The organism is Candidatus Omnitrophota bacterium, assembly GCA_014728045.1.
Taxonomy (GTDB): domain Bacteria; phylum Omnitrophota; class Gorgyraeia; order Tantalellales; family Tantalellaceae; genus WJMH01.
Window position 1 is genome coordinate 15,556 of the sequence record WJMH01000002.1, and the last position, 13,286, is coordinate 28,841.

A 13,286-nucleotide genomic window follows, 5' to 3' on the forward strand; every position below is an offset into this window, starting at 1 on the left:
CCGGTCTTCATTCGCTGTGTCTACAAATGTGCTTTTGGGAAAAATAGAACTTTTCCGTCAAAGAAGACCATGCTGTTACATCTCATACCTTGCGTACACATCCCCCCAGTTGAACCCCGTATCCTCTTTTACCGGCATCCCCGACAGAAGGTCCCCGATCCGGGAGCCATCCACCCAATACCGGAACTCAAAACGACAGCTCTCTGCACGGGAGTAATTGAACTTCGCCCTGCCGAGGGAGGACAATCTATCAACGCATTTTAGCGCTTCTTCTCGCCTTTCCGGAGTAAACTCAAAACAGACATATTTGATTGGCCGGCTCAGGCCCTCTAAAACTTCAAGCTCATAACCTTCTACATCTATTTTACAGAAGACCGGACTTCCGTAGTTCTCGATCAGTTTGTCTATAGTGGTAACGGATACCCTCACCTTTCCGGTCCAAACATCGGCAACGAACCGGCCGCTATTACTGACTTTTTCGACCCATTCACTGGACAAGGATGAGATTATGTTCTTCTCGCTCAACATCATTTCTGCCACGCCTTCCTGCTTTCCTACAGCTTTCCCAACGATCGTGACCCGGTCATCGCCACCGAATCTGCGTTTCAGAGCATTGAGGCATTCCTTTTGGGGCTCCACGGATACCACTTTCGCGCCTAGTTCCCGAAATATAAAGGTTTTCTCCCCCACGTTGGCCCCGATATCAAAACATAAATCTCCTTCGCGGATGAAACGTGAATAGAAGCCTAAAACCCTTCTTTCCCGCAGATAATTACCGATTTTGCCCTTAAGCTCTTTCCCCAGCATACGGGTCGCTATCGTTTTCAGCATGCGTAACATATTGTCCCTTCGATCCGGTTCCTGCCAAGAGCGGAACTCCCGCTGACTGCACTTACATAGTATGCCTATAGTCTCATCCATTAACGGTTTTTTTAAAAACCATGAGATTCTGTATATACCACCAATGCACCCCGGGAACACGCTCCATTTGCGATTTTACCTGAGCTGTTGTTTCCTCATCCAGGGCAAACCCGCGAGAACGAAATTTCTCCAGCCACCATCGTTTTGGTTTAAGGTTTACATGATTTTTGCCTTCCTGCCCCGGGGGAGCAGCTGTAAAAATTACCGTGTCGCTGGAAGCTGTCAAAGTATCTATCAGCTTATCGCTGAATTTCTCTTCAATATGCTCGGCTACTTCCAGACAAAGGCACAGGTCGAACTTCTCTTGTGGATCATAACCTTTTCGCAGGTCATGCAGAACGAAATTTTCAGGACTTATCCTTGAATGTCTCTTATTTGCCCCGGAGCCGTCGACACCAAGAACCTTCACATCCTTATCTTGGAAAGGCCGCAGTATGTCGGCTGTCCCGCAACCGACATCTATGACTGATGCGGGGTCAAAAGACTTTATGATAATTTCGGCGAATTCCCCTGCCCACTCCTTGTTACGGAACTCGCTCATACCGGCGAAGTCTTCTCCATAAAAGTAATCAAGATCCTTCCCAAAAAGTTTAAGGATACCTATCCAGAGTTTCACGAGCACGCTCCGGATCCTCTTTGGAAGCAGTCTTTTCAGGGATTTTGCGATCGATAGCATATAATTACCTCAATATGGTCTTAATCTTCTTTTAATTATGCCCGATACTTGTGAAGCCTGGGCACCATATCCTCCATCTGGGCTTTACCTGTCTCTATGTCGACCAGTTTTACGACTATTGCCGTAAAAAACCAGAATGGCTCGGCTATCCTTATGATTATGAAGGTGTTAGCTCCTATCGCATGGAACAAAAGCCCTACGAAACCCGCCAGATACCCTACCGTCAGGCCTTTAAAGAGGGGTCTTTCCACCTCGCGAAGGGTTTTCATGCCGCTTGCCCATATCCGCCACATGAGCCAGAGGAAAAGCCCCAGCCCCACTAATCCGGTCTCCTGTATGGCCAATATATACTGGCTGTCCAGGAAAGGTCCGCCGGTGACCCCGTACCCCAGTAAAGGCTTCTTGGGAAAAAGGTTAAAAAGAACATTCCGCCACGATACGATCCTCGCCGCAGGTGAAGGCCCCAGCGTAACGGGTCCCACCCTGTGTAACTCCTGGGCCATTTCGGGCCTGAACGCCCCGAGGACCCTCTCTTTTATTACGGGCGGGCCGGCTAACACCAGTAATATGAATACCAGGATGATTGTCGTGGTAAAGATCATGACCCCTTTTCTTTTTGAGAGCAGAACAAAGGTTATAAGAGCCGGTATCATGCCCAGGTATGAGGCCCTGGAGAGGGTAAACACAAAAGTCGGAACCAGAAAGACAAAGACCAGAAGAAGGAGCTTTTCCCTTTTTTTGTAATATAAAATCAAGCCGCCTATGATGGACATTATGAAAAGAAGGTACCCGCCGAGGGTGTTCGGTTCCCCCGCCCCCTCGAAAGGAGCGGATATCCTGGCGACCCGGCCTATATGCGTATTACCATAAATACCCACAACAATACACGTGATGATCAGAACAGCAAGAAAAAGTTTGACCTGTTTAACGGTAGTGGTGTGGTTCAGTACAATAAAATAAAGTATGAAATACTCAACGAGCTTCAGTACGTAGAAAGTTCCCTTAAGTGGCGATACATGATTCGTGATCATACCCAGAAGCGTGGAAATACCCAGAACCGCTATATAAAGCCCTATGGGCGCGTTAAGTGGGCTTCGCCTGAGAACAGGCAGCTCCTTCCTTATCGCCATCTTCGCCAGCCATGTCAGGGATACGATTATAAGGAGCAGGTCTTCGGCTCTGAGGACGATCGCCCTGCCCGGGGTCGAGCCCACTTCAAGTTCCGGGGATAGAAGCATCGACAGCAGGATGGCGATAAGGCCTATGTTCGTATCCACGAAGGTGGCGATGATCAGGGCCACCGAGAGTATTATCATCGCGGCCCTTTGGATATCGGTCGCCCCCGATATGAGGAAGGTCGACATGACCGCCGCCAGGATGAGAAAGAAGATAGTTATCACTATCTTGTAATTTATTCCTTCAAAACTGGTAAATCTGATGATTACCCCCCGGATCCGTTAAAGGTCGCGGCTGCCTGGCCGGCTTCGTCCATAAGACAGGATGGTCTCAACGCACCTCCCTCATCGCATGCTCTTGGGAGTGCCGTCACCATAATATTTCTGATAGTGATAGTAGAAGGGGGAGCCGAACCTCATATCCGAAGCTCTCATGCTGTTCAGGACCACACCGATAGGTCTACCTTTGGCGCTTTCAAGCTGCATTTTACTTCTTCGTAACGCCCCCCTGGATACCCTGCCGACTTCATAGACCAGAATGACCCCATCCACCTTGGAACTCAGTATACAGGAATCTGTCACGGGCAAAATCGGTGCTGAATCAAACAATACGACCTGAAACTTTTCTTTTGCCTCTTTGATAAAATTCGACATGTTCTGAGAACCCAGTATCTCCGAAGGATTGGACGGCAGGTGGCCGGCCGTTATGATGTTGAGGTTCTCCATACCGTATGTCTTGAGTATCATACTTGACTTTATGTTCCCCATCATGATGTCGTCCATGGTCTTTACCACGTCATCGAGCTTGAAAGTTCCCAGCACCGCCTCGGTAAGACCCGTCTCCCTGTCTATTCCGAAGACCTTGTGAACCGAAGGCCTCCTGAGGTCGCAATCAACGATAAGTACTTTATACCCCATCTGGGCCATGCTCAAAGCGGAATTGACGCTCGTTATCGTTTTACCTTCCTGTACGCCGGCACTGGTGAACATAAGACAGTTACCGTACTTATCCAATCCGGAGAACTTAATATATGTCTGGAGGTTCCGGTAGGCTTCGGATATGGGTGACTTGGGACGGTACTGAGTGACCAGCCGGCTCATGATATCGGTGTATTTCGATCTTTCTTCCGCAGAGGCAGGCGGTGTTTTCCAGAAATCAAGCTTCGCTTCCTTCTTGATCTCGATATGTGGTATCACGCCAAGTACCGGCAACCTCAGGTATTCCTCGACATCCTCAATGGTACCTATCGAGGTATCCATGCTTTCAGTGATAAGTGCGGCGACCAGCCCCAGTATAAGACCTATGACACCGCCGAAAACGACGTTGGTAGCCGCCGGAACGGTTGCGGGCATCTTCGGGACCATGGCGGGATTTACGACTTCGATGCCTTTGGCCTTGGAAGCCTCCAGTATAAGGGCCTTTTCGTACCTTTCCTTGAGCATAGCGTAGAGCTTCCTGTTGATGGTAAGCTCGTTCCTGAGCTTATCGGCGTCCATCGTTTCGACCGCGTACATCTGTTCGTCCTTGTCCTCGTACGTCTTGTGTTTCGCCAGCTGCTTCTCGATATTCTCTATCTCCGCCAGCCTGTTGATGATCCCCGGATAGTTATCCGTGTATCTCTCCCTGAGGTTGCTCACCTCGAGCTTGAGCCTCATAAGACGGGTCCTTAGCGAGACCGCTTCAGGCATATCCTCCCCGGATCTTGCGGGCTCAACGCCCAGAGCGTCCAGCTTCTGTTTTATCCTGGCGCTTTGCTTCTCAAGCTTCTGGAGCTGCTTTTCTACGAAATTCTTCGTGTTCCTCGCTTCCTCGACCTTTCTTTCCCAGTTCTTCTGGATGAATTCTTCAGCCACGGTCTCGGCTATTTCCTTCGCCCTTTCCGCATTTTGATCGGTGGCGATTATGTCCACCAGCATGGTACCGCTTTTTCTTTCAACGGCTATCTTTCCCCTGAGCGAAGCGACAGCCGCCTGGGCTTTAGCCTTGGGGGTATTATCCGTTATCATGCCCATCTTCTTGGCGGCATCGTAGAGAACATTGTAACTTTTAATAAGTTCAAGCTGGGTGGAAAGCTGGCCCGGGCCCGACGCGCCCCAGAAAGTGACTCCGGAGCCTGTGATCTCGGCTATGGGTCGCTGCATATCAACGTTAAGCGTAATGCTGGACTTATAGATGGACACCGTCTTCTTCCCGAAGAAGTGCGCGCTGAAAAGAGATATCAGAAATATGGAGATGATTATCCATTTGCGTTTATGGATAATTCTCCAGTAATCCCACAGGTTAAGTCCGTATTCAGCCATATTATGAACCCTTTATTTACATTGAATTATCGATATTATTTTTCCCCGGCCATTTTCAGCCATACGTCGTGCCAGTCCCATCTGCCCTCAACGATATCACGCTGGATATTAGCCAAACGGTCAGCGAAGAACATCGACGGGAAGATCTTCCTGAGCGCGGTATTATAGTTCTCTATTTCTGAGACAGGCACATAGACAAGGTCGCCTTCTTTAAGATAAACGTTCTGAGAAAGGTCCCCTTTGTGTATGAGCCTCGCCAGATTGATCCTGATCACCTGGCTTTCTTCGTACCCGCCCCTGACGACATAAGTGGTCGAAAGCACCGCATCCTCGGTAAAACCGCCGGCACGGGATACCAGATCTATCACCCTGTCCCCCCGCTCCAGCCGGTAAGTCCCGCGCTTGAGGACCTCTCCGAAAATATATACTTTCTTATCGCCGAACTTCTGGACACCAACCGCCACGCGGGGTTCCTTTACGTAATAAGCCAGTTTCGTGCTCAAAGAACGCGCCAGTTCCTTGGGAGTAAGTCCCGCGGCCTCCACGTCCCCCACGAGCGGATAAGTGATCCTCCCGTCCTCCGGACGAACTACGACCGTTCTTTCAAGTTCCGGGCATCTCCATACCGCTATCCGCAGCTCATCCCTTACCCCGATAACGTACTGCCCTCCGGCTCCAATGGAGCCTTCGGGGTCATAAAGTGAACGGTCAAGCTTATGGTTCGGAGCGGCGAACCTGGCGCAACCCGTGCCAGCAAGAACGAAAAAGGCCGATATAACGATAAGTAGCGCCTTTGATAATAAGTCTTTTTTATGCATCTCTCACCTCTTTTTTATGATCAGCTCCCCTGCGACGCCTCTATCTCGTTCGGATCGATACAGTGTTCAACATGGATCAGGAACTGTTTGGACAGATCCAGCTTCCTCTCCTCCTGCAGTTTTCTGCGGTTACGGTCATAAACCACGTTCAGAAGCGGCCGCATAGGCGTATTGGGGTTGGTCTCGATGACCTCCCCTATCTCCCCGGTACTTATCCTGACCCACGAACCGACCGGGAATATAGATATACATTTAAGCATGGTTCTCACGTAATGGGGATCAAAACTTCCACCCTCGTTATCCAGTATCTGCTGTATGGCCTTGTCCGGCAGGAAGCGAGGCCTCCAGAGTCTCGTGTGCGTCTTGGCCTCGTACTTATCCATCAGGGATATCAGCCTGGCCAGATAATGTATCTCCTCCTTGGTGAGCCCTTTCGGGTAACCGGTCCCGTCAACCTTCTCGTGATACTGGCTGATCACCAGCGGTATGGTCTCGTCTATCCCGTGTATGTTCCTGAAGATTTCGGCCCCGTAGATAACGTGTTTCTTGACCTCTTCGTATTCGGCGTTGCTGAGACGACTGTCTTTGTTCCAGATCTTCTCCGGTATCTTCATCAGCCCTATATCGTGAAAAAGTGAGGCTACCACAAGATCCTGAAGCTTATCCTGCGAAAAATTCAATTCTAGCGCCATACGCACCGACAAGAGGCATACGTTAACCGAATGCGTGTAAACGTAATTATTCTTGTATTCGTCATGCCTGAAAACAAGCCTTATCAAATCATTGGGGCTGATAAATCCCCTGAACTGGTCACAGAATTCCTGGGTCCATCCGAGAATCTCTTCGCCTTTTATCTTGCCCTCTTCGCCTTCGGCCACTTTGTTGAAGACCGTCGTCACGAAGTTGAGCATGATGTCATAGGCTGCCTCCGCCTTGGCCAGGTCCGAAGAAGGTTTGTCCAGGCCCTCTTCGCCCCCGTGTTTGGACAGAGAAAGCTCCTCTTCCTTTTTTTCTTTCTTGGAAGGCCCCAGGCTCTCGAATCCTTCGAATCCTTTATGAAGATCAACCATATTCCCGCCTATATCTCCTCACCTAGATCTTTTACGACTTCCCGGATGATCTGTTCGTCAATACGTTCCGCCTTTTTCATGAATCCCACCAGAAGGGACATATCGCAGATATTATTGATCTGTCTGGGACGGCCGTTTGACGAGGCGTATATCAGAGAAGCGGCCTGATCATCGAATATATCCCTTTCGGTCCCCGCTATCTTAAGACGGTGTCTGACGTATCCCTTGGTCTCATAGGCATCCAAATGCCTCAGGAGGTAACACATGGCGAACCTCTGTTTGAACTGGGGCATCTGGTTGATTATATCCCTGAGCTCAAGCTGCCCCATCATGATAATGGTCACCAGGAACCTGTTATTCTCCTGCATGTTCATCATGAGCCTGAGTTCCTCGAGAACATTCCTGTCCGTGATCAGATGAGACTCATCCACGATGACTATCACCTGCTGGTCCCGGGCGATAGTGGCCCTGAGTTCGTTTTCGATCATCCGTCGCAGATTGGGGCGCGATGAACGCCCCTGTTTGATATCCAGCTTGTAAGCGATCTCCTGCAGAAGCTCCTTTGACGTCAGCAGGGGGTTACTTATGTACACGCTCCTATAGTCGTCGTTCTCCTCTATCTCATAGAGAAGTTCGTTGGCTATCGTGGTCTTACCCGTCCCGTAATCACCCGCAAGGAGTGCCCCGGCCTTATTCTGCTTGATAACATATACAAGGCGCACCATTGCTTCCTTGTGGCAGGGTGAGTAATAGAAGAATTTGGGGTCGCCTATGTTCTCAAAAGGTTTCTTGCCAAGCCCCCAGTAATTCAAAAAATCCATGATGTCCTCCTATGATGTTTCCTTCAGATCGATCATGCCCTCCGATCGGTGATCATACGCCCTGCTTTTGTCTATATGGTCCTTGCTTACCAGCATGAGCACGGTCACTATTACAAGTATCATAATGCCCTGGAGCAGGAGCAAAAGTGCCTGCACGGTGGTAGCTTTGTGAAGGGCCAACGCCCCGAGCGAGAACACCAAGCTCACCAGATAGATGAAAAAGACCGTCTGCCTCTGCGTGAACCCCAGCCACATCAGGCGATGATGGAGGTGGTCTTTTCCCACGTATTCGATCCATTCCCTGAAAGTCCTGACCCTCCCCTGGGCTATACGTGAAACCGAAATATATATCATATCGAATATCAGAAGCGCGAGTATAAGCAGCGGTATGCTTAAAGCAACTATGGGTTTATTTTCAGCCCACTCCCCCATAACAGCCAGAGAAGCTATCATGAACCCCAGAAAACTGCTTCCGGCATCCCCCAGGAATATCTTGGCCGGGTTAAAGTTAAAAAGAAGAAATCCCAGGCTTGAGCCGGCAAGCGCAGCGCTCAAAAAAGCGAAGTATGGCTGGGCCGTCTGGTAGGCGATAATAAAAAATGTCCCGGAGGCTATCACCATGAGTCCGGCCGCCAGACCGTCTATTCCGTCCAGGAAGTTCAGTGCGTTGGTTATCCCGACTATCCATATGACCGTGATAACCCCTTCCAGCAAAACCGCAAAAGGAAGGTGGTCCGGGATGATATTCAGCCTCACCCCGAACATTATTACGATGACGGCGCACACCAACTGGATTATAAGTCTCATCCAGGCGGGGAGATCGTTGATATCATCGACAAGCCCCGATACAAGCATGATGGAGGATGCTATCACAACTCCCTTAAGAGCAAGGGAAAAATGAAAATTAAGCAGTATAGCAAGCATGCAGGCGGCATATATGGCCAGCCCCCCTAAAAGGGGTACAGGTTCCGAATGCACTTTTCTCTCTGTTGGGCGGTCCATGATATCAAATTTCCTGGCCACCCTTATGGCGATCCAGGTGAATATCACAGAGCCCGCGAACGCGAATATAAATATTTTAAACATAAAGTTTTATTAACGTATTTTCTCTCTGCCACCGGTCATTCTGACAGGAGAACCACCTTTGTCAAGACCGTATTATTCAGGTAATCAAGATCGAACGGCTTGACAATGTAGTCATAAGCCCTGTTGAGAAGCTTTCTGTCCTTGATGAAATCAGGATGTCCGGTTATGATTATAACCCCTATTTTAAGATTACTATCGTTAATATATTTTAATACTTCCTCCCCGTCCATATCCGGCATCTTAAGATCGAGAAGCAATATATCCGGTTTATAGGATTCTATCTTTTCAATAGCTTCACGCCCCTGGGAAGCGGTTTCAACATCATATTCTTTTCTGACGAAAAAAGTTTTAAGCACCTCTCGCACGGATTCTTCATCATCGGCTACCAGGATCTTTGCCTTGAATCTTTTCTCATCCATGAATGTCCCTCCTTCTCTCTTCTATCAGGACAAATGCCACTTATTGATCGATTCTATAAAAATGTTTATAAAGTTCAATGCTATAACCGTTTATATATATAATTATTAATTGTTTTAAGTATACACAATAAAAACCGGATTTCAAGTAATCCTAACACATTTCAGGATACCGGAAGCCACATATAATAATCGACCGTTCGCTCATCCCTCGGGATAACGGATGCGTATCCGCCATGCTTTTCGGCTATTTCCCTGCAGATAGCAAGCTCATAACCAAAATACCTGCTCCTGCCGGAGCTAAACCTCGGCCGGAACAGAGTTTTCATTGCATCGGGGGATATAGAAATTCCCCGCGCGCAAAATCTTAAACAAAAGTAGCTTCCTTTTTCCTGTATTGGCGTATATTGCTCCAGATATCGCTCATCCGCTTCGATCTTACCGCCTGAGATATCCATACTCTCAAGATCGCCTTTCCGTGTGCTGGCATCGGAGATAATACATGCAACAGCCCCCTGGATCTTCTCAGCGTCCATTTCCAGTCCCCCAGCCCCCTGCATATTCGTGGACACTTCGACATCTTTCCCGAGATAGCCTCGCATTTCATCAAGAGCAGCATCAATGACAGCATTGATGTCCGTTTCTTTTTTTTCGACACATATATCCCGGCTCAGGAAGATCAGTCTGCCGGTGTATTCCCGGCAATCAACAGCCGATTTTTCTATCTCCTTAACGTAAGAATAGGCTTGGTCGTTCTCGTCCATGTCCTCGAGAACAAGCATGACAAAGCCCATTATTCCGGTGAGCAGATTGTTAAAGTCATGTGCGATACCCCCGGCCAGCTGCCTGACCGCATCCATCTGGTCTATCCGCTTTCGGTCATTCATCCGTCTTATCCTTGTCAGTCTCTTCCGCCGGACCTGATACCCCCCAGAATGGACTGGCAGGCTGGGTCGTGGTGGATTCGTAAAAGATATACTCCTCTATTTCAAGTTCCTGTTCTTCCCTGAGCTGGGGGGAAGGGGTGCCTCTCTCCTTGAAACTGAACCCCGGGAATGTTCCCACGAAACCTTCATCCAGCTGAGCGCCGTATCTTGTGGATTTGTAAGGTTCCCTGTATTCCGGAGCGGGCAATACATCGTATTCATCGCCTTGCTCGTCAGGCATGGCCTGGTATCCGCCGCCTATATCCATGCCCAGCGCCCCGTCCGGGTATTCGACTACTCCCCCTTCATCCCTCTGCTGGGATAAGGCAACATTGCCGCACATAACTGTCAGTGAAATAAAAAAGACCCAGCTTGCGATAAAATATCTCATGATCTGTTACCGCCTTTCTGTCCCCAAAGATAAATTAAGATCACTCCTTACCCTTGCCCATGCTCCCGTACATCTCGCGTATGCACTGTGGGCAAAGTCCATGGGTAAAACTCGCATCGGTCCTTTCCGAGATATATTTTTCAAGGCTTACCCAGTCCTTTTCTTCCTTTGGATTACCACCCTCGACCCTCATTTTCTTACATCTGGCGCATATGGGCACCAAACCTTCCAGTTTTTTAATGTGGCCCGCCGCCTGTTCCAGTTCCTTGAGTTTATGTTCAAGCGCCCGGTTGGTGTTATCCAGAAGTTCCTTCTGCCGCCTTAGTTCCCTTTCGTTCTCCTTGAGATCGGATATATCCAGAATGGATATCACGCTCTTGACCATGCCGGGTATGACCGCGACAGTAACATATATTTCTTTTTCTTCCCCGTTCTTATCCATGAATGAAAGTTCATAACTGCCGGGGGTCGCTTCAGAATCTATCATCTTCAGCCTGTGAAATTCCTTTATCCTCCTTTTATCCTCCTCCGGGATAAAATCGACCAGGCTCTTGACCCCCTGAAGTTTTTTCTTGGAGTATCCTGAAAGTCTCTCGAACTGATCATTGGACATGGTTATGAGCAGGTTCTCATCCACTATCACCATGGAGGATCCAGTATTCTCGAAGATCGTGCGGTACATTGCTTCGGACTGGCGAAGTATCTCCTCCATGTTCTTGCGGTCGGTTATGTCGGCGTATATACCCAGCATCCCGAACACATTCCCTTCCGAGTCTACAAGCGGCACCTTACTGGTCAGAAGCGTAGCCTCCTTGCCGTCAGCCTGAAGCTGCGGCTCTTCTATGTTCAGCATGGGCTTACGGTTTTTAATGACCTCCTTATCGCATTTCCTGAAGAAATCCGCCTCCTCCTTTTTCCAGGCCAGGTCGTAATCGGTCTTTCCTACTATGTTCTCCGGCTCCCCCACCCCGGCGACCCTCGCGAAGTTCTCGTTACAGCCCTGGTAAACCAGATCCGTGTTCTTCCAGAAAACGTAATGAGGGATATTCGACAAGATATTGCTCAAAAGCTGCCTCTGGCGGTGCATATCCTCCGTCATCTTCTTGCGCGCGGTGATATCCCGGGAGATGAAAATAACATTGAACTCCCTGTCCAAAGAGCTCCAGACGATGTTCGCCGTAGCCTCTATATCCCGCCACTGCCCGGCTTTGTTCTTGAAGCGGTATTGCAGGGTCTCTCCTATGAACTTCTGCCCTTTCGAAAACAGGCTCCTGAGCCTGTTTTCGGTATATTTCAGCGCTATATTCTCAACTTGTTCGATATCTTTCGGGTGCATGTAATCATATCCCGATCTCCCGATGAGTTCCTCCGGCGAATAACCGAGTATGCGTTTATGCGAAGGGCTCAGGTATTTATAAGTACCACCAAGGGTCGTAACGGCAACAAGGTCACTGGTATTCTCGGTTATCAGCCTTAATCTCTGCTCATTCTCGCGAAGAGCGGCTTCGGCTTTTTTCTGTCTCGAGAGGTCCCTTATGGCCGCCACCCTCCAGCTGCTCCCGTCATAAGTGTATGTTTTGGCGCGAATAAGGATCGGAAAAGTGCTCCCGTCACTCTTTCTGCCGACTGCCTCATAGGGTTTTTCATATGCCTGCTTTATATTTTTCCTGACCAGTTCGTGGGATTCCGGGGCCACTATATCAATGACTTCCGTTCCAACGATCTTCCCCGGATCATACCCCATCATGTCCGCGAGAGCGTTATTGGCCTCTATTATCTTTTTCCCGTCATGGACCAGGACTCCTTCCATGCTCGCTTCGGCGAGCATGCGGAATCTTTTCTCGCTCCTTCTGAGGTGCTCTCCGACACGTTTTCGCTCATCTACGAGCCTCCACATGAGCTTGGCGCTGTGGCCTCCGATGATCTCCACCTCGTCCGCTGTGTCCCTGAGAAGCTCTTTTTGAACTTCTTCACTGCCGGTAACGTTAACCACCTCGTCTATCTTGCCCTTGCCGATGAAATCAGCGTAATCCCCTGCGGTCGGAATGCCGGCATCCCGGGCTATCCGTAAACCCGGGGCGCTCTTATCCTTGTCGACCACTCCCGAGATATTCACGTAATCGTTGTCAAGAAGCAGTTCAAGCAGAGCACAACCGCCCTTGCCGGCTCCGACTATGAGTATGTTCGTTTTTTCCATATCTTTCCTTTTTTGACACATTTAACGTTTGCTTGCGGCGACCTCACCATGTTCCAGATAGAATCTTCCGTTGGAGGCGTAGCAAAATTCATAAAAATCAGCACCGATCATAAGCGTCTCGAACGACCCGAGATCACCTTCACGCACAGCGGTAATGATCTTCTGGCCTTTTTTCTCGCGCGAGACAAGCAGCGATGAGATACCTTCACTTATCATCACATTCGTTATCTCATACTCGGCGCCTTCCTCGATCTTCCCTTCCCGGTTATTGGTTATTATCTTGCTGAGCGTAACCGTGCCCCTGGCTTCGTCGATGAAATATTTGCATTCGAAACCGTCCCCGGACCTTTCGTAGTTCCCGTCTTCATAAGTTCCGCTCGATAAGGAACTTGCGGTAACTTCCTGGGCGGAGGCGCCCCCACACACTAACAATGCTGCGGCCAGCGCACCGGTCATGATATATTTATTCATCTTTTCCCCCTTTTTCG

The 13,286-nt window shown here is 49.2% G+C and carries 13 protein-coding genes; all 13 read right to left on the reverse strand.

Features of this window, described 5'->3' with window-relative positions; all coding sequences use genetic code 11:
- Positions 1 to 75: 75 nt before the first annotated feature.
- The 13 genes from GF409_00155 to GF409_00215 all read right to left on the reverse strand — a co-directional run bounded on the left by GF409_00155 (position 76) and on the right by GF409_00215 (position 13,269).
- Entirely contained in the window at positions 76 to 921 is an 846-nt protein-coding gene (locus GF409_00155) for an FkbM family methyltransferase (protein ID MBD3425625.1), read from the reverse strand.
- Entirely contained in the window at positions 914 to 1,597 is a 684-nt protein-coding gene (locus tag GF409_00160) for a methyltransferase domain-containing protein (GenBank protein MBD3425626.1), read from the reverse strand. The genes GF409_00155 and GF409_00160 overlap by 8 nt, the downstream gene beginning before the upstream one ends.
- Positions 1,598 to 1,632: 35 nt before the next feature.
- Positions 1,633 to 2,997, reverse strand: coding sequence for a hypothetical protein (locus GF409_00165; protein MBD3425627.1), 1,365 nt, complete (start codon positions 2,995 to 2,997; stop codon positions 1,633 to 1,635).
- A gap of 120 nt (positions 2,998 to 3,117) precedes the next feature.
- Positions 3,118 to 5,073, reverse strand: coding sequence for an AAA family ATPase (locus GF409_00170; protein ID MBD3425628.1), 1,956 nt, complete (start codon positions 5,071 to 5,073; stop codon positions 3,118 to 3,120).
- A gap of 35 nt (positions 5,074 to 5,108) precedes the next feature.
- Positions 5,109 to 5,891: a hypothetical protein gene (locus GF409_00175; protein MBD3425629.1), complete on the reverse strand. Its 783-nt coding sequence runs from the start codon at positions 5,889 to 5,891 to the stop codon at positions 5,109 to 5,111.
- Positions 5,892 to 5,911: 20 nt separating this feature from the next.
- Positions 5,912 to 6,961, reverse strand: a complete 1,050-nt coding sequence (locus GF409_00180; protein MBD3425630.1) for an HD domain-containing protein — start codon at positions 6,959 to 6,961, stop codon at positions 5,912 to 5,914.
- 8 nt (positions 6,962 to 6,969) lie between these two features.
- Positions 6,970 to 7,782 (reverse strand): AAA family ATPase, encoded by an 813-nt coding sequence (locus GF409_00185; protein ID MBD3425631.1) that lies wholly within the window; start codon positions 7,780 to 7,782, stop codon positions 6,970 to 6,972.
- A gap of 9 nt (positions 7,783 to 7,791) precedes the next feature.
- Positions 7,792 to 8,868 carry an undecaprenyl/decaprenyl-phosphate alpha-N-acetylglucosaminyl 1-phosphate transferase gene (locus tag GF409_00190; protein MBD3425632.1) on the reverse strand — a complete coding sequence of 359 codons (1,077 nt, stop codon included), beginning with the start codon at positions 8,866 to 8,868 and terminating at the stop codon, positions 7,792 to 7,794.
- Between the two features lie 35 nt (positions 8,869 to 8,903).
- Positions 8,904 to 9,287 carry a response regulator gene (locus tag GF409_00195; GenBank protein MBD3425633.1) on the reverse strand — a complete coding sequence of 128 codons (384 nt, stop codon included), beginning with the start codon at positions 9,285 to 9,287 and terminating at the stop codon, positions 8,904 to 8,906.
- Between the two features lie 161 nt (positions 9,288 to 9,448).
- On the reverse strand, positions 9,449 to 10,171 hold the full coding sequence (locus tag GF409_00200; protein MBD3425634.1) for a hypothetical protein: 723 nt from the start codon (positions 10,169 to 10,171) through the stop codon (positions 9,449 to 9,451).
- Positions 10,164 to 10,601 carry a hypothetical protein gene (locus tag GF409_00205; GenBank protein ID MBD3425635.1) on the reverse strand — a complete coding sequence of 146 codons (438 nt, stop codon included), beginning with the start codon at positions 10,599 to 10,601 and terminating at the stop codon, positions 10,164 to 10,166. Before GF409_00205 ends, GF409_00200 begins: the two co-directional genes overlap by 8 nt.
- Positions 10,602 to 10,641: 40 nt before the next feature.
- On the reverse strand, positions 10,642 to 12,819 hold the full coding sequence (locus GF409_00210) for a PAS domain S-box protein (protein MBD3425636.1): 2,178 nt from the start codon (positions 12,817 to 12,819) through the stop codon (positions 10,642 to 10,644).
- Entirely contained in the window at positions 12,820 to 13,269 is a 450-nt protein-coding gene (locus tag GF409_00215) for a hypothetical protein (GenBank protein MBD3425637.1), read from the reverse strand.
- Between the last annotated feature and the right edge of the window lie 17 nt (positions 13,270 to 13,286).

Coding starts and splice junctions, on each gene's coding strand:
- GF409_00170 (MBD3425628.1), bottom strand. CDS start 5,073: ATGGCTGAATACGGACTTAACCTGTGGGATTACTGGAGAATTATCCAT.
- GF409_00180 (MBD3425630.1), bottom strand. CDS start 6,961: ATGGTTGATCTTCATAAAGGATTCGAAGGATTCGAGAGCCTGGGGCCT.
- GF409_00195 (MBD3425633.1), bottom strand. CDS start 9,287: ATGGATGAGAAAAGATTCAAGGCAAAGATCCTGGTAGCCGATGATGAA.
- GF409_00155 (MBD3425625.1), bottom strand. CDS start 921: ATGGATGAGACTATAGGCATACTATGTAAGTGCAGTCAGCGGGAGTTC.
- GF409_00190 (MBD3425632.1), bottom strand. CDS start 8,868: ATGTTTAAAATATTTATATTCGCGTTCGCGGGCTCTGTGATATTCACC.
- GF409_00210 (MBD3425636.1), bottom strand. CDS start 12,819: ATGTGTCAAAAAAGGAAAGATATGGAAAAAACGAACATACTCATAGTC.
- GF409_00175 (MBD3425629.1), bottom strand. CDS start 5,891: ATGCATAAAAAAGACTTATTATCAAAGGCGCTACTTATCGTTATATCG.
- GF409_00160 (MBD3425626.1), bottom strand. CDS start 1,597: ATGCTATCGATCGCAAAATCCCTGAAAAGACTGCTTCCAAAGAGGATC.
- GF409_00200 (MBD3425634.1), bottom strand. CDS start 10,171: ATGAATGACCGAAAGCGGATAGACCAGATGGATGCGGTCAGGCAGCTG.
- GF409_00215 (MBD3425637.1), bottom strand. CDS start 13,269: ATGAATAAATATATCATGACCGGTGCGCTGGCCGCAGCATTGTTAGTG.
- GF409_00185 (MBD3425631.1), bottom strand. CDS start 7,782: ATGGATTTTTTGAATTACTGGGGGCTTGGCAAGAAACCTTTTGAGAAC.
- GF409_00205 (MBD3425635.1), bottom strand. CDS start 10,601: ATGAGATATTTTATCGCAAGCTGGGTCTTTTTTATTTCACTGACAGTT.